This is a genomic window from Vibrio spartinae, from assembly GCF_024347135.1.
In the GTDB taxonomy this organism is placed as follows: Bacteria; Pseudomonadota; Gammaproteobacteria; order Enterobacterales; family Vibrionaceae; genus Vibrio; species Vibrio spartinae.
The window spans coordinates 1,326,365-1,343,001 of the sequence record NZ_AP024907.1 but is presented as its reverse complement, the minus strand read 5'-3'; the positions used below and the strand labels follow the sequence as shown (position 1 = coordinate 1,343,001).

At 44.5% G+C, this 16,637-nt stretch carries 15 protein-coding genes; 10 read left to right on the top strand and 5 right to left on the bottom strand.

What is annotated here, in order from left to right:
* The first annotated feature begins 342 nt into the window (after positions 1–342).
* On the top strand, positions 343–516 hold the full coding sequence (locus OCU60_RS06100; protein WP_159439475.1) for a hypothetical protein: 174 nt from the start codon (positions 343–345) through the stop codon (positions 514–516).
* Positions 517–970: 454 nt separating this feature from the next.
* Here the strand turns inward: OCU60_RS06100 and OCU60_RS06095 are convergent, their stop codons facing one another.
* On the bottom strand, positions 971–1,219 hold the full coding sequence (locus tag OCU60_RS06095; RefSeq protein WP_074373728.1) for a bacteriocin immunity protein: 249 nt from the start codon (positions 1,217–1,219) through the stop codon (positions 971–973).
* 4 nt (positions 1,220–1,223) lie between these two features.
* The gene (locus OCU60_RS06090) at positions 1,224–1,616 is read right to left on the bottom strand and encodes an HNH endonuclease signature motif containing protein (protein ID WP_139302130.1); all 393 of its coding nucleotides are present in this window, start codon (positions 1,614–1,616) and stop codon (positions 1,224–1,226) included.
* A gap of 382 nt (positions 1,617–1,998) precedes the next feature.
* On the opposite strand from OCU60_RS06090, the gene OCU60_RS06085 reads away from it, so the two are divergent.
* The 4 genes from OCU60_RS06085 to OCU60_RS06070 all read left to right on the top strand — a co-directional run bounded on the left by OCU60_RS06085 (position 1,999) and on the right by OCU60_RS06070 (position 5,830).
* A complete protein-coding gene (locus OCU60_RS06085) occupies positions 1,999–2,898 on the top strand; it encodes a hypothetical protein (RefSeq protein WP_074373725.1) in 900 nt (299 codons plus the stop codon).
* A 494-nt stretch (positions 2,899–3,392) separates the two neighbouring features.
* Positions 3,393–3,596: a hypothetical protein gene (locus tag OCU60_RS06080; protein WP_059122514.1), complete on the top strand. Its 204-nt coding sequence runs from the start codon at positions 3,393–3,395 to the stop codon at positions 3,594–3,596.
* A 168-nt stretch (positions 3,597–3,764) separates the two neighbouring features.
* Positions 3,765–5,327 (top strand): S-type pyocin domain-containing protein, encoded by a 1,563-nt coding sequence (locus tag OCU60_RS06075; RefSeq protein ID WP_074373724.1) that lies wholly within the window; start codon positions 3,765–3,767, stop codon positions 5,325–5,327.
* Positions 5,324–5,830, top strand: a complete 507-nt coding sequence (locus OCU60_RS06070; RefSeq protein ID WP_074373723.1) for an ankyrin repeat domain-containing protein — start codon at positions 5,324–5,326, stop codon at positions 5,828–5,830. The genes OCU60_RS06075 and OCU60_RS06070 overlap by 4 nt, the downstream gene beginning before the upstream one ends.
* Positions 5,831–6,915: 1,085 nt before the next feature.
* On the opposite strand, the gene OCU60_RS06065 is transcribed toward OCU60_RS06070, so the two are convergent.
* A complete protein-coding gene (locus OCU60_RS06065; protein ID WP_074373721.1) occupies positions 6,916–7,245 on the bottom strand; it encodes a putative quinol monooxygenase in 330 nt (109 codons plus the stop codon).
* Positions 7,246–7,635: 390 nt separating this feature from the next.
* Here OCU60_RS06065 and OCU60_RS06060 point away from each other — a divergent pair, with 390 nt between their 5' ends.
* Complete coding sequence (locus tag OCU60_RS06060) at positions 7,636–7,917, top strand: type II toxin-antitoxin system RelB/DinJ family antitoxin (protein ID WP_074373719.1); 282 nt, start codon at positions 7,636–7,638, stop codon at positions 7,915–7,917.
* The gene (locus OCU60_RS06055) at positions 7,917–8,195 is read left to right on the top strand and encodes a type II toxin-antitoxin system RelE/ParE family toxin (protein ID WP_074373718.1); all 279 of its coding nucleotides are present in this window, start codon (positions 7,917–7,919) and stop codon (positions 8,193–8,195) included. Before OCU60_RS06060 ends, OCU60_RS06055 begins: the two co-directional genes overlap by 1 nt.
* A gap of 503 nt (positions 8,196–8,698) precedes the next feature.
* Here OCU60_RS06055 and OCU60_RS06050 read toward each other — a convergent pair.
* Both OCU60_RS06050 and OCU60_RS06045 read right to left on the bottom strand, forming a co-directional pair.
* Entirely contained in the window at positions 8,699–9,451 is a 753-nt protein-coding gene (locus OCU60_RS06050) for an SAM-dependent methyltransferase (RefSeq protein ID WP_074373717.1), read from the bottom strand.
* 234 nt (positions 9,452–9,685) lie between these two features.
* A complete protein-coding gene (locus OCU60_RS06045; RefSeq protein WP_074373716.1) occupies positions 9,686–10,555 on the bottom strand; it encodes an AraC family transcriptional regulator in 870 nt (289 codons plus the stop codon).
* A gap of 141 nt (positions 10,556–10,696) precedes the next feature.
* On the opposite strand from OCU60_RS06045, the gene OCU60_RS06040 reads away from it, so the two are divergent.
* The 3 genes from OCU60_RS06040 (at position 10,697) to OCU60_RS06030 (ending at position 16,636) form a co-directional block, all read left to right on the top strand.
* The gene (locus OCU60_RS06040) at positions 10,697–11,851 is read left to right on the top strand and encodes an aminotransferase-like domain-containing protein (RefSeq protein WP_074373715.1); all 1,155 of its coding nucleotides are present in this window, start codon (positions 10,697–10,699) and stop codon (positions 11,849–11,851) included.
* A 329-nt stretch (positions 11,852–12,180) separates the two neighbouring features.
* Positions 12,181–13,122 (top strand): diguanylate cyclase, encoded by a 942-nt coding sequence (locus tag OCU60_RS06035; RefSeq protein WP_074373714.1) that lies wholly within the window; start codon positions 12,181–12,183, stop codon positions 13,120–13,122.
* Between the two features lie 118 nt (positions 13,123–13,240).
* On the top strand, positions 13,241–16,636 hold the full coding sequence (locus tag OCU60_RS06030; protein WP_074373713.1) for an ATP-binding protein: 3,396 nt from the start codon (positions 13,241–13,243) through the stop codon (positions 16,634–16,636).
* The last annotated feature ends 1 nt before the right edge of the window (position 16,637 follow it).

The window sequence follows — 16,637 nt, the reverse complement described above, 5'->3', positions numbered from 1 at the left end:
CCACAGCACAACGCTGTCTAACTCACTCACAAATGATTGACTAACGTTCCCACCCTTAGACACATCTCGGATAAGCCCCATTTGTTCGCGAGTGAGCCTCAAAACACTGTATATAGCATTGGAGATCTTGCAGAAAATCGCCAGAAAGAATTGGCACTAATGTGATATTTTTTGATGCCGGTAGGTTTTTGTACAAAATTGCAGCGTTTTGATCATCAGGGAATTGGCTTTTAAAAATGTTGCGCCCAACTTCAAATCAACCACTCAACCAAGAAAACCATTCACGGATGAATGGTTAGGCTTTTCCGGGCAGGACGCCCGTAAAAGCTGGTTCTGGACAATATGCGACGCCGTCAAACAAAAAAAGATTTTCTGGTTCGTCTTTCATCTCTGAAAGATGAACTGGCGCACAGAACACCGATGCATCTGAAATTGAGTAACGCAATGGTGCGTCAAAATTTGGGGCCGGAGGCTGGGGAGATGAACATTGTGGCTCTGTTGTTTGAGGCGCAATGAGTTTATTAATTTCTGCGACATCTGATGCACGCGCCCCAGATACTTTTGGCGTTCCAAAAGTACCCAAAAGAACGTTTTAGTTCGTGGTCGCGGCCCGGGTCGCTTTTATTCGCTCCTGCTCAGTCTTTTTGTTAAGGGATAGCTTAAAATTCATCCATGAATTTTTACCCTGAGCCCATCGATCCAATTGCCTTTTAGAATGTTTCACTGAATTCAAATAAATCTACAAACCAAGAAAACCATTCAAGGAAGAATGATTAGGCTTTTCCGGGCAGGACGCCCGTAAAAGCGGGTTCTGGACAACCCGCAACTCAGCCAAATAAAAAAGATTTCCTAGTTCGTCTTTCATCTCTGAAAGATGAACTGGCGCACAGAGCACCAATCCCCCTGAAACCGAAAAACGAGATTGTGCGTCAAATTGAGGAGCCAAAGACCGGAAATTAAAAAGACTGAATCAATCCTTAAAGCATGGTAATCCTTGTTCGGCATACCATCGTTTCAACTCTTGAATAACACCTTCGGGAGAATCTTCTTGGTGTGATTTTGGATGAGTTAATAGAGCGCTTTTCTCTGGATGGCGTACGATCTGATTGAACTGATAGACAAATTCATCTTCTTCCGAACCTTCACCATCCCAGAACCATTCCAAAGTAATGAGAAACTCATTTTCTGTATAATCTTGTAAGCTATCTTTTAATTTCATTTTGTTATTTCCTATGAATATTTATATGACTTTTAGGCGTCATAACTCTCATATTATCAACATCATAGACTTTACCACCATGCTGAATTTCTTCTACATGATGAATTTCATATCGACTTCTTTTACCAACATGTTCTTGAGGTAAAGCAAAAGGTGAACGTCCTTTTTTGATTAATCGTTGGTTCTTTGACGCAAACTGCGATAACAAATTTCCGTCTTCACTCACTGTCAACCAAAAGCTTTCCCTGAACTTGTCAAAGCTTTCGAACTTCTGTCCTCTGAGCTGATCCGCAATTTGCGACGGCACCGGAGAGCCTAGCTCTTTCTCGGCGGCTTCTAACCACAGGCCGGTGATATCTTCAGCAAATGGGCGGTGTATTCTGTGAGCGCCAAGCACAGGTATTTAAGCCCTATTATAAGCTTGCTGTTAACCAAACCACCGGAGCGGTGAAAACCAGCCAATATTGTGATAACGAATTGGTCAGGGCTTTAAAAGGGGTGATAACTGCCGGACGTGAATTCATCACCCGTGTCTTTGCGTGGCAGATAGAGTCCGGCTTAGCACCTTCTTTTAACTTGGAGTTCTGTGAATAAGTGTATTTTGTGTTAATTAATAATAGCGATTAGTGAAAACATATATTGAACAGATGATGTAAAATTAATTATTCATAGATATTGTGAGCAAAATGACACACAAACAAGATTGACATATCTGAAAAAATTAATAACCTCTGTGCCTATGTAATTAATGGGATATTCATTATTAGGCTAGTTTGTATATGGCTAATCAAAAGAACAACAAAATTGTAATTGCATCTGATCAAGAAATCGCACACTTAAATGAGACATTGAAAAATATAGACTCTGATATTGCTATGGGAATGTCTTATGTAAAAAGAATACAAGGAATTACTTTTAATGAATTGCAAAAACGATTTAGAGGACTTAGCGGAGAAACTTTGAAAAAATATATGCAACAAAGTTATTTATCAATGAGACCAATTCATTTTGTTGCTGCCTATTCATGGGTCACAATGGTTCCTTCAACCAGCTTTTACTATGGCTTAAAGGTAAAAGAGCAATTCCGTGGAATGGATGATAGTGCTATAAAAGCATTGATATATATTGGTAGGTTATCGTCTAAACAATTTAATTCCATTCTTGACGTGGTCTATATGTTACTTGATAACGATTCAAAACAGAGTTTTTTAATCTTCAAAAATAATGTAAAAGATAATTTTTACAGTAAAAAAGAATATGACCAACTGTTCCCACCCAGTGTATTAGATTTACAAGCTTTTGCGATTGATTATTATCGCTCTGTCGCCATTATGATGAAGAGGTTTCGACTCGAAAATGGTATATCACCTAACATCATGGCGAGAGTCTTAGGGCTATCAAAATATCAGTACGATGTCTTGGAAAATGAGCGTAAAACGGTCCCGTTCTCCATATCAATTGGTGCTAGGGTTCGCCTTGGTTTTAATACAAACTCTCATGCTGATTTTACAAGTGAGATGAAGCAGTTTTATGCCTTCCACCAACTGAGACGATATCAGCATTATAGAGATATTCTGATTGTAGAAGCCTTCCGTCGGCTCAACCTTCATCAAAAACATGAAGTGATTCAATTAATATCCCAATTATCAATAAAAGAGTATAATTTTAAGTTGACTTGATATGTGCTAAAAAACTAGAATCGTATGCATTCCTTGGTAAGAAAAAACAACTATAAAAATTGATATCTTAACTATCTGATTATTTTCTATATTTAATTAATGCATGTGTATTATATTTTTGATGATTTTTTTAAAATTAATTCTATCAATATCTCAAAAAATATTTCGTCTTTCATCTGAAAATTTAGATATATTCTGTTTTATAGCTTTTGCTATCGCTTTATTTCTTGGGATATCAGGATGATCTGACATTAAAGTCTGTGTAAATACTCTTGCAAAGAACCTAATAGAAGTATCACATACTCATCAGATTGTTCATTCCGATATAAAGCATATCTGAATAGATTTTCATTGAGAATAATTTGATTGATTTCCATTGTGTTTCTCCTTTTAGAAATGGAGAGCAAAATATAAATCATTCATATAAATAAGAATAAACAGAAGCGGTTGCATTGCGTCATCGCTCATTTGTTACACACGATGTTGGTAGGCTTATGAAACAAGATAAATCATCTCACTCTCTGCTTGATGCTGATCAACCTGTCAGAGAGTTTATTGCATCCCTTTATGAAACCTTCAGCGCTCAGCTAAAACAGCAAGATGACCCACGAGTCAAAATTGAATACTTTGGTGGGGTAATCGAAGTTCAGCTGGTCTCTTTTGACGGGATCTATGAACGACCAAAAGCTGAGAAGTAGCATCAACGTGATTACTATTCATCAATAAGGCAGTAAATCCCCCTATTTATGGAATGTAAACCATATTAACCATCTGATTCTATTGATAATGGATCATCTTTTATGACGCTGTTGTACAATACTTCTCCTATATCGATATGAACTGAATTCATACAGACACAACGTCAAATGAACTATCAAACCATTCAAATCTACAACCTAATGAGGTATGAATTTGCTCAGGTTGAAGGGGATTTTTCATCCCTGCACGAATCGGATATCAAATCCGTGACGCCTGCCGGAATACGCTGTTCTGATTTTCTCGAACAGCTACGCAGCGGCCATCAAGTCTTACTCACTGATACACCATCCATCCCCTTATTGATTCGGGATCGGGATGAATGGGGCAATCGATACTGGCGAGTCAATCCCGAGGTTGAGCCTCAGCTCGACTGGCTGGCATACAAGGCCTATACCGCACGGGTTGAGCTGGTTAATCACGGCATTGGTTCGACTTATTCCGGCAGTGTGAATGCCTCGGTGTATACCGAGCCTTATGTTGAACGTGAACCTGTGAAACTCACTTTAGCCGAGCGGCTGGCAAAACAGCGTCAGGAACGAATACAGGAATTAGATAATATTCAACTGCCCCCGTTATCATGGCAAGACTCGTTTAACAAGTCACCGCTCAAACCCTCACGTTTTGCCAAATCTGCCCTTGTGCCGAGAGGAACGTGTGATATCGGTACACAAAGAGAGCAACTCTCTTCTCTGGGTGAGTATGCTACCTATACGCTGGCGATTGGTCAGGGGATTGGGACGGCAGCGACTGAAGACGCTTTTTTAACGCGTATTGGTGGTGCAGCACTGGCAGAGCTGCCGAACCTGACGATGAAAATTGTCGGTCGGGCTGGCATTCTGGCCGCATTTCTGCCCAGCCAGTTTGGTGACGGCACGCTGTACAATGAAAATGACCTGATGGATAAAACCACGGTTGAAACCAATATCCGCTTAGGGTTCAATGCTGATAATCGGATTTACGGCTATCACGTCAATGGGGCAGATATTCCCAAGCGTGAAGTGACTCGGGTCGGTGATAAATTTGTCGTTGCGTTAGAGCCGGATGTCACTATTGAATGGATACCGATGAGCGGCGATTTTGGCGGTAAACCGATTCTGGTTAATCCGATTCCTGACCTGAAAACTTACAATATCTGGGTGTATCCGGAGGCTGAGCAAGGCCAAGAATTTGATAACACCTACATCACGCCAATTGCTGATGCGGATTTACAAGACTATATTCTGACCTTTCCGGCCGATACCGGATTACCACCACTGTATGTGGTCTATAGTCATCAAATCCGTCAACCGAATGGTCAGTTTGGTGCGAGCAAGTACCCGAAACCAAACCTTGACCGGACAACGTTGAGGGCTGATACCAAACGGCAGATTGAAGCAGAGGCTTTAAGAGATGAAAATGGTAACTTCACGGATAAAAAAGGCAAAGTCTTAACCGACTGGCATTATGGACATAAAAAAGGCTTGGAAAACCGACGGATACTCAGAGCGGCTGATGAGATGAGTATGACTCAGGAAGAATTGAATGATTTTGTGAATTCACACCCTGACTATTTTCTGATTGAGGATGCCAAGACCAACCTTAGTCATGTCAATGAGAAACCGGGCAGTGATGAATTAGAGGATATTTTGGAAGACATGAAAGACTTTTTAAGTGACAGGAGATCACAATGAATAATGTAGATAATCAACCTTACTCAGCTATAGTTCGTGGTGACATTGAAACTGTGAAAAGATCAATTGCAAACGGCAAGGACATTCATCGAATCACGGCTAATGATAAATGGACATATTTACATTACGCATTCAAATCGGTAACTAGAAAAACTCCACCGGTATCTATCCAATATCTGATTGACCAAGGGCTGGATGTCAACGCAATTGATAGCTATGGCTATACGCCACTGATATATGCCGTTCGCCAACGCAACGTTGAGGGGATCCGGCTCTTGTTGGAAAACGGTGCGGATAAGATGATCGAACATCAAGATGCTGATGGTATTAGTGCGTTGAGAATGGCTTTTGATCGAATGCCAATTCCTTATGAGGTTGTGAAAATATTGCTTGAATATGGTGCTAACCCTGATGAAAAAGATGATGGCTGTTCCGTTCGTGAATTGATTCATAAAATCGTAGGTGTTGATCCTAAAATCATTGAATTAGTCAGTCATTACTAAATAAAGCCCAACTATAAGTAAAGCTGTTATTTAAAACGGAAGCCATTCAGAGCCGCATAATGTTGTGGCTCTTTTTGTATCAGCCCTTTTCCTGCAAAATCAGGACTTGCAAAGATAGTCAATATGTTTAAAAATCAAGCAAACCTTAAATTAGGTACTTCATTGTTGTTCATGTAAGTCTATGATTATTCAAAACAATTGCGTGTAGCAATGCGTGTATAAAATCGGTTTTTTAATAAGCAAAATTTTAATTAATTTCAATAAAATCATTTGGTTATAAACAAAAATAAAAAGTTCGTCCTGATTTTTCCCCCTGAGAGCAGCGACCAAATCGACTTTCTTTAGATTTCACTCAATTCAAATCAACCACCCAACCAAGAAAACCATTCCGGGAGAATGGTTAGGCTTTTCCGGGCAGGACGTCCGTAAAAGTCGGTTCTGGACAACGTGCGACGCCGTCAAACAAAAAAGATTTTCTGGTTCGTCTTTCATCTCTGAAAGATGAACTGGCGCACAGAGTGCCAATGCCTCTGAAACCGAAAAACGAGATTGTGCGTCAAAATTTGGGGCCAATGGCTGGGGAATATAAAAATTGAGGTGCAGCGGTTTGGTGCGCGATTATTTTTGCCGATTTCAATGACATCTCCGACAGCGCCCCAGTTCCTTTTGATGATGCAAAAGGAACCAAAAGCATCTTTTTAGGTTCAGTACGCGTTATCAGGGTCGGATTGATTCGCATCCTGCTCAAGCAATCCTGAAAAATCCATCCGGGATTTTTCCCCCTGAGAGCAGCGACCAAATCGACTTTCTTTAGATTTCACTCAATTCAAATCAACCACCCAACCAAGAAAATCATTCACGGATGAATGGTTAGGCTTTTCCGGGCAGGACGTCCGTAAAAGTCGGTTCTGGACAACGTGCGACGCCGTCAAACAAAAAAGATTTTCTGGTTCGTCTTTCATCTCTGAAAGATGAACTGGCGCACAGAGTGCCAATGCCTCTGAAATCGCAAAACGTAATTGTCCGTCAAAATTCGGGGGGCCGAAGGCTGGGAAGAACCCATCTGACCTTTTTGATTCCTAAACTCATTCAGCCGGTCTGAAAGAACGAAGGATACGTATGCCGTCTTCAATAGAACCGTCCATCATGTCCATAAGTTGAGGTACCAATGATTGCATCCGGGGAGCGCCGAGATGAGCATCAAGCGCTGCGCGACTGATCCAGCGCTCGTAGATGATAAACACTCCAGGTTCACCCTCAACTTCATGTGCCTCATAGTCGATGTTGCCGGCGTCATGGCGCGATGCAGTAACTGCATTGGCTATAAAAGCCTTCATATCCGCTTCGCGGCCTGGTTTCGCCTTCGCTTCCCATAGAACCACAGTGACGGCAGTTTCGTTTTCGTTGATAGTCATATCTTTGTTCCTGTCTAATTTGTTTGTCGCCAGTAAAGATAACAATCTATCCTCTTTCAGTAAATTCGCATTTCATGCTCCTCGCTGCTAACGTCCTCAAGCCCCGTAAACAGCCTGTCCAGGCTCGATCGTCCTTCACGCTCGACATTCTGCACGTCGCCGCGATTCAGGGCTTGAAAAATCATGAAGGGATCCGTCAGCGCCCGCGTAATGGGTTGGTTTGTAGCGCCAGCGGAAAACCAGTCCCAATTGACGCGTTTGTTATGTGCCTTTGCGAATGGGGGACCAAAATTCATGACAGGTATTTTTGTCAATTGCTTCGATTTGTTAATTGCCCTTCACCAATACCAGTGCTAACATTTGTACACACAAAAAATTCAGGAGTTACTCATGGATACCAGAATTCAGTTTCGTGTTGATGAAGAAACAAAACGTTTAGCCCAACAAATGGCTGAAAGCCAAGGTCGAACTCTTAGTGACGCTTGCCGCGAACTCACTGAACAGCTAGCAGAACAACAACGTAAAGCATTATCCCACGATGGTTGGCTTACTGAACAAGTTAATCTCGCATTTGACAAATTTGATTCTGGCCGTGCTGTGTTTGTTGACCATGAGTCTGCCAAAAATCGCATGGCTGCACGCAAAGCTAAAATTCGTAATCGAGGTCAGTAATGATTTACTGGGAAGAAGAATCTTTAAATGACCGCGAAAAAATCTTTGAATTTCTATATGATTTTAACCCTGATGTCGCAGAAAGAACCGACGACATTATTGAAGCTAAAGTTGAAAACCTTAACGATCAACCATTAATGGGTGTTCAACGTGATGGAATTCGAGGTCGATTACTTATCATTTCTGAAGTATCAATGATCGTTTCGTACTTTGTCGATGATTCTAATATTCGTATTATGCGAGTTCTTCATCAAAAGCAAAAATTCCCAATTGAGTAGCTGAAGCTGATTAAGCAACTAACAATTATTAGGCAGCATCCTGCCGTATAACATCCTGTCATTGTTCTGTATCACTTACCACCGCCAGAAAAATTGATATACACATGATATTTTTTGATATCGATAAGGTTTGTACAAAATTGCAGCGTTTTAACAATCAGTGAAAATTGTGATGCAGTGGTTTGGTGCGCGATTACTTTCCATCTTCGAAAGCAACCAAGTCGGCTTTTAACATGTTTCACTCAACTCAAACAAACCACCGAACCAAGAAAACCATTCAAGGAAGAATGGTTAGGCTTTTCCGGGCAGGACGCCCGTAAAAGACGGTTCTGGACAACACCTGACTCAGCCAAACAAGAAGATTTTCTGGTTACGCTTGCATCTTGGCAAGAGTAACTGGCGCACTGAGTACCGATGTTACTGAAATCGAGAAACTAAATTGTGCGTCAAAATTCGGGGGCCGGAGGCTGGGCAGAAAAATATCTGACCATGCTTCACTTCATTCAAGTCAGCCGTGGCATCAACGCAAACACACCCCACCCCAAATACTCCCGCGTGTAGGCGGCATGGCGTACAGGCTCTGTACTCAGTTTGGCGCGGATCTCTTCAGCCAACTCATCGTTAGGGTTTTCTTCAAGCCAGCGGCGCATTGTGAGCCACTTGGCCGCTTCGTATCGGTCCCAACCATCTTGATTGGCGAGAACCATCTCAACCACGTCGTAACCGAGGTGACCAATCGACGCGAGCAACTCTGGCAGACTGAGAAAGTCGGAGATTGCGTTAGCAAGACACTTTTTGGCTATCTCTTCCGTTGGCGGCACCTGTCGCCAGTAAGGTTCACCAATCAGAATGATACCGCGAGGTCGCAAACTTTTTGCCAGAAGCTCGATGGTTCCGGCGACACCGCCACCAATCCATGTGGCACCGACACAAGCAGCGACATCGACTTGCTCGTCAGAGACGTAACCTGCGGCATCGTTGTGAATAAACTTAATTTGATGGGCAACGCCGAGTGCTTCAGCTCGCTGTTTTGCCTGTGTCGTAAACAACGGGCTCATGTCGATACCGGTGCCGACAATACCGTAGTCACGGGCCCAGGTACAAAGCATCTCACCCGAGCCACTGCCGAGATCCAGAATGCGGTCCTCCGGTGCAAGCCGTAACGCAGCACCGAGAGTCGCGAACTTGTCAGGCGTGAATGGATTGTGGATGCGGTGTGCACTTTCTGTAATATTGAAAATCCGTGGAATGTCCAATGCTTGAATTCCTTAAAAATTACGAATTGCTTGAGTCAAAGGACTCACAGCCCGTTTAACCCACCATTATCTGTATGATGCTGGTAGACACTACTGCTTTTACATTGATATTAATTCGTTTGATCTCACAGAACCGTATGAATAAGGTAGCATTGACAGATTAGGGCATCTTACCCCTATACAATGGGAAATGCCCTCAGCGTCGATGACGCAATGACGGAGAGGTCAATGTATCTAAAAAAACTTCACCGGCAGATAAAAATCCAACTCAAACTGTTCCTCAGGATGAAGAAAATGATTTTGCTGGTAGTGAACGTAAGCCGGTGTCGAACGCAGCTTAAACCCAGAAGTCGGTAACCACTGTTCCATAATCAGGCTGATATATGGCAACAGGTCACCATAGACGCCCTGTAAATGAAACACGGCATGTAAACCACCGGGGATCATCATTTGATTGACCACCCCCCGAAACGACAAGGGCCGGTCGATTTCAAGGCAGGCGACGTAACGGCATTTGTCCAGCGCGACCCAAGCGGGATTCGAATGATGCAACCCAAACTGAGTGGAAAAATCCCGCCCTTCGCTGTCCGCCCACGCTTGCAGCACTAACCACGCATGGCGAATCGAACGATTGTATCCCGTATGTCGCACGTAAGCAGCCATGCGCCCCGGCACATCGAGGATTTTCGCCGGTTGGAGCGGGCAAGTGGCGACGCGCTGGTATCCGGCCGCAATTTCAGGGTCTTTGAGATACGGTTTTTCTGCGACTTCCATATCATGCTGTCGCCACTGACCGGGATACAGATGAAAAGTTGCCTTAAACGCCCGACTAAACGAGGATGCCGAACTGAAACCACAGTTATTAGCAATTTCGGACACAGAAGATGTCGGATCAAACATCAGTTGATTGGCTGCATATTCCATCCGTGTGCGCCGGATATATTGATGAATTGACTCACCAACCGTTCGTTTAAACACTCGGTGGAAATGCTGCTCAGAATAAGCGGCCACCTCGGCGAGCGCCTTGGCTGACAGCTCTCTACTGATATCTTTGTGAATATAAAAAAGAATATCATTGATGCGGGAGATATGATGGGGGTTCACGGCAGAGAAATCGCATAAATGGACATATTGTTAAGCATAAATGGACATTTGCATTTAAGCAATCCCCTGTACTATTTCCTTCCAGAGGCTGTACTCCATCAGAAAACAGCCCGACACAATAAACACCAAACAGGAACAGACATGGAAATTGCGCATTCATTACAACAGACCCGTTCATCTTATATTCGGGAAATCCTCAGTGCCGCCACCAATAAAAATGTGATCTCGCTGGCCGGTGGCCTGCCAGACGAGCAGACGTTTCCGATTGCCCTGATGCAACCGATGCTCAAGCAACTGGCGCACATGCCAGAAGTCTTTCAATACGGCGCAACTGCGGGTTATGAACCGTTGCTCGACTACCTGCACAACTTGTATCAATTACCCGATACCCACGCTGCCATGATCTGTACCGGGTCACAACAGGGCTTGGATCTGATTGCCAGAGCTTACTTTAATCCCCAAGACACCATTGTGATGGAAGCCCCCAGTTATTTGGGTGCCATGCAGGTTTTCAATCTGGTTCAGGCCAATATTGTCACTGTGCCGCAAACCGAAGATGGTCCGGACATCAGGTTACTTGAACAGAGCTTCCAGCAACAAAAGCCAAAAGCCTTCTATGCCGTACCAGATTTCCACAACCCGACCGGCGTCTGCTGGACACTGGCAGTCCGCCAGCAAGTTGCGGCACTCTGCTCTCAATACAACGTGGTTTTCATTGAAGATGCGCCCTATCGCGAGCTACGCTTCAGCGGTGAAGCACTGCCGATGGTTTCTGATTTCTGTCCGAACCACGCCATTGTATTGCGTTCATTTTCAAAAATTGCCTCTCCGGGGCTGAGAATCGGTGTGGTGACAGGAAAGCACGGTGATCTAGAGCCATTGATTAAAGTCAAACAGGGCGCGGATCTCCATTCCAGTGTGCCGATGCAAGCGCTGCTGCTTGGACTACTGCAACACCCCGATTTTGATCAACATATTCAACAGATTCGTCGCTTATATCAGTCACGTTATGACTGTCTGTATACAGCGCTGCGTCAACAACTGCCAGAGCGTTGTCACCTCAAACCAATCGCCGGCGGCATGTTCATCTGGCTTTCATTACCGGATTGCGACACATTTGCGCTGGCAAAAACCATGTTGGAGCAAGGTGTGGCCGTCGTCCCAAGCCCGGTATTTTATCCGGATGGCGCGCCATTGCCTGCGGCATTGCGATTGAATTTTACCAATGCCAACCCGGAAGAACTGACCGAAGCCGTCAGACGTTTGGTCGATGGACTAAAAGCTTATCTGAACTAAACTCGCCTGCACCATTCACCATTCACCATTAATGGTACTCCGCGCGGCTATCTGCGCCCGCGGAGGTTCACTGTCAGGGTCGTGCGACCCGCCCGCCGACCCAAATATCAATTTTGGTGCTATTGTTAATGTGATAATACCAAAATGGACTCATATCCTGATTGAATCGGTATGACGTGATACCTGTCGCTCCAATGGATTGATCACCGACCCCGAATCAATCCATCACGTCACACTTTGGTGAGACTTTAAAATCAAGAACACTTCAAAAAATAAGTTCGCATGGAAAACGCCGGGTCATCGTTATAAGGAAATAGAAGGAAAGTTCGGTGCTTGATGAATTGGAAGAACGTTACAACAATGCCCGAGTGTTGATCATTGATGATGACCCAATGAATCTTGAGTTGCTCGATACCTGTCTGTCAGAAACATTTCAGACAGAACTGGTGCAAGATGGCCGGGAAGCAGTCAAACGAGCCAATGACAACATACCGGACCTGATCCTGCTGGATATCATGATGGAAGGCATAAGCGGTTGGGAGATCTGCCAACAGATGAAATCCTCTCCGCCACTGGCCCATATTCCGATTCTTTTCATCACGTCACATGATAATGACGATACGCAAATTCGCTGCTGGGAAGCCGGCTGTGCTGACTTTATTACCAAACCTTTCAATTTTGTCACTTTAGAGCACCGCGTAAAAATGCACATGCGGTATAAGCTCACCACCGAACTGCTGACCACCCTCTCAACCCGGGATGGCCTGACCCAGCTCTCCAACCGCCGCGCGTTAGATAACACCTATCCGATGCTCAAAGGTGTCTGTCAGCGCAATGGACATCCCCTTTCATTGCTGATGATCGACATCGATCATTTCAAGCAGTACAACGACCATTATGGTCATCTTCAGGGAGATAAGTGCCTGCAACAGGTCGCAAAGATTCTGAAAAGCACGATCAAACGCACTTCCGATCGAGTTTTTCGCTATGGCGGTGAAGAGTTTACGGCACTACTGCCGAATACCGACCGCGAAGGGGCACAAAAAATAACCGTAGTGCTGCTCAACACGATCTCCGGACAGCATATTGAACACCAATCAGCCCCACTCGGACATGTAACCGTCAGTATCGGTGTTACAACTTTCGACTGGGCGAAGCTCCCGCAACACCTCGACGAGGCGATAGAAGTGGCTGACCACGCCCTCTACGATGCAAAACAGGCGGGGAGAAACTGTTTCATCCTGACAGAAGTTAAACCGTGTCATCACTAGGATGAACATTTGCCAGAATTAACATGCTACGAATTGAAAGCCCCATCATCCGATGCAGTGAATTCGATTCGGGGTTAATCCGACAGGAAAGCATAAGACAATACGAGAAGGCTGGCTCATGGTCGCAAAATCATCCTACATCATCATATTTATCACCGTACTGATACTCGCAGGGGTCATCATCGTCAAATATAACGCCTATGCCACCAAGCAGATTGCGGCTGAAGCCAAAGCGGCACTCGTTGACGATACCATTTATGAAGTTAAAAAAATCGAAGCGGCAATTGCCAGTAAAATTGCACTGGTTAAATTTCTCCACAATACGCCCCCGATTTCAGGACTCACCCGTGCGCTTGAAAATAATGGCCTTGATCCGAAAGATTCAACCACAACAACACAATGGCTCAATCGACTTGCAGTCATTTTTCAAGCGCTGATCGAAAACCAGCCGGATATTAAGCAACTCCGGATTATTTCCGTGAACGATAAAGGAAAAGAGTTCCTCCGTGTTGATCGTGACGGGGGCAAAGTTGTCAGAGTCCCCGAGGCTTTTCTGCAACATAAATCTCAAGAAGACTACTATTCTGCCGCTTCCCGGCTTCAGCCGAATGAAATCCATGTTGCGCCAATCAATCTCAATATTGAACACGGAAAAATTGCCTATCCACTCCAGCCGACTTTACGCATTATCACCCCGATATTTTTTAGTCATCGGGAACGGTTCGGTTTTTTAATCATGAATATTGATGCAAGCAGTATTCTGGCCACCTTCACTAAAAACCAAGGGATCATTGACAGTATGTGGCTGGTCGATGCAGACGGCCATTTTATTTATCATCCGGATCCAGATTTACAATTCAGCAAGCAGCTTCATCCCGAAGCAACCCTCGCAAGCGAGTATCAGTTATCCGATATTGGTCAAAGCGGCTTACTCTCGGCTATCCGCAAAAATCGGACCCCAGAGACTTTGATTGTTGACAGACAGCGGGTTTATTCCGGATCCAGTTTTGATGAACACATCTATCTGTACGGCATATTCAAAAAAAGTAAGCTCCAGCAGAAAATTGCCACTCGTCATCAAGAACAGATGATACTGGTTGGATTAACGGTTGGTGCTCTCACCATCATCTTAATCATTTTCTATCGCACCTACAGCACCAGCCTGCGGCTGAATAAAGTCAACTCAACTTACCAGTCGATTGTCGGCAGTTCTCCGAATGCCATTATTGGTGTCAACAAGTATGGTCAAATCAAAACATGGAATCATGCCGCAACGACGCTGTTTGATATCCCCGAATATATTGTATTAAACCAGTCGTTAGATCAGTGCATCACCCTTAATCACCAAGACCTAATGGCTGCTTTTATCTCCGTCAGAACCTCTAATATTTCAGCGACATTCACCGATTCATGGCTCTATAAAAAAACCGGTGACACCAAATATCTGGAAATTACCATCAACCCGGTTATGGATTCGAACAATAAAGTCGATGCTTACACCATTCAGGTTCAGGATCGCACCCCTGAAGAAGAAGCCGCGCAGCAGCTTAAGTCCAGTAATACCGAGCTGGAGGAAAAAGTACAACAACGCACCGAACAGTTGACCCAATATACACAACAGTTGGAAATCGCCCATCAAAAAGCGATGGAAGCCAGTCAGGCCAAAAGTAATTTCATTTCTGTGATCAGTCATGAGATGCGCACCCCACTGAATGGGATGATCGGCACGCTCTCACTGGTGAAGCGCGATCCTTTAAGCACCAATCAACAACGTTACCTGAACATGGCAGAGCAGAGTATCAGTACCCTGTCCGTGCTGATTAATGACATTTTGGATCTATCGAAAATAGAGTCGGAAAAACTGGAAATCATTCACCAGTCATTTCATGTGGGTCAGCTTCTTGAAGATATGGTGCAATCCGCAGCCATCCGGGTTAAGGAAAAAAACCTTGAGTTGGTGCTTGATCTCAATCATCTGCAACACAATCAAATCACCACCGACCCGAACCGTCTAAAACAGATCATCAACAATCTTTTGACCAATGCCACCAAGTTTACTGACGAAGGAGAGATTATGGTTCGGGCATCTTCGCATAATCTACCGGAACAGCCCGAAGTCGTCCGCTTGTTCATTGAAGTTATCGACACGGGGATTGGCATTGCTCCCGAAAATCAAGGGAAGCTTTTCCAACCCTTTACTCAGGAAGACGCGACAACCTCGGTTAAATACGGGGGAACAGGACTGGGTTTATCGATTTGTCAAAAACTATGCGAATTGATGAATGGTGATATTGGTTTTGAATCCCGACAAGGCATTGGCAGTCGCTTCTACTTCTCGATCGATATGCCCGCCAAGGATTGCCAGACCGAAGCACTTGCCAATGAACTGACCAATCATCACGCCGTTCCTCATGAGATTGAGGAGACAACGACACCGAACGCACCGGATGCGGACTTATCTTTTGCCGGCATCAGAATTCTGATTGTTGAAGATAATAAAATCAATGTTGAGGTTGCCAAAGGTTATCTGTCTGATCTTCACTTTGAGTTTGACGTGGCAAACAATGGACAAGCAGCCATTGAGATTCTGACCCGAGCCACTCAGGAAGGACGCCCATTTCACTGTATTTTGATGGATTGTCAGATGCCGATCATGAATGGCTATGATTGTGCCCGGCAGATTCGATTTGAACATTCGGACATCGGCCATGAAAAAACACCGATCATTGCGATGACGGCCAATGCCTTCTCCGGTGAAAAAGAAAAATGTCTGGAAAGCGGCATGAGTGACTACATCACCAAACCACTCGATCAAGTGCTGTTACATCAGAAAGTCACGCAATGGACGCGACCGCATGCGCAATCTAATTTACCCACGTCGGTATCCGATTTGCCAACGTCGGGCTCCGTCAACCCACCGGCACAAACCGTCGAACATCATGAGGAGCCCGTCCCCTCCACAACACTGACGCCAGCAGAAAACACCGAGACAGTAGCAACCGAAGCGCACTCTGAAACAACATTGACACCAGCGCGTCCACCATCTCATACCACATCATTCGAGACTGAGCGTCAGCAGGATAATAAAATTCAGCAGAATAGTGACATTCAGCAGACGAATGAAATGACGTGGCATCACGAGCTTCGGTGGGATAAACAACAAGCACTCAGCCGAATGGGGGGAAAGCAAGCGTTATTCAATAAAGTGCTGCGTATGTCCAAAGAGACTATCTCCGAGGCAATGTCACAGCTTGCTGTGGCTATCGAGCAGCAAGATTCAGCACAGATACTCCACCATAGTCATAAATTGAAGGGGTCCTATGGCTCAATTGGTGCCGCGCGACTCCGTCAGATTATGTCAGATATAGAAAACCAGGCGATGTCAGAAGGGCACCTCCGAGAGGATAAGATCAAAGATTACTTTACGTTCGCGCTGTCAGAACAGACATTTCTGGCGCAAGCTATCGAACACTATCTTGTCACACTGGCTGATGACACGGATAGCAAGCGATAAA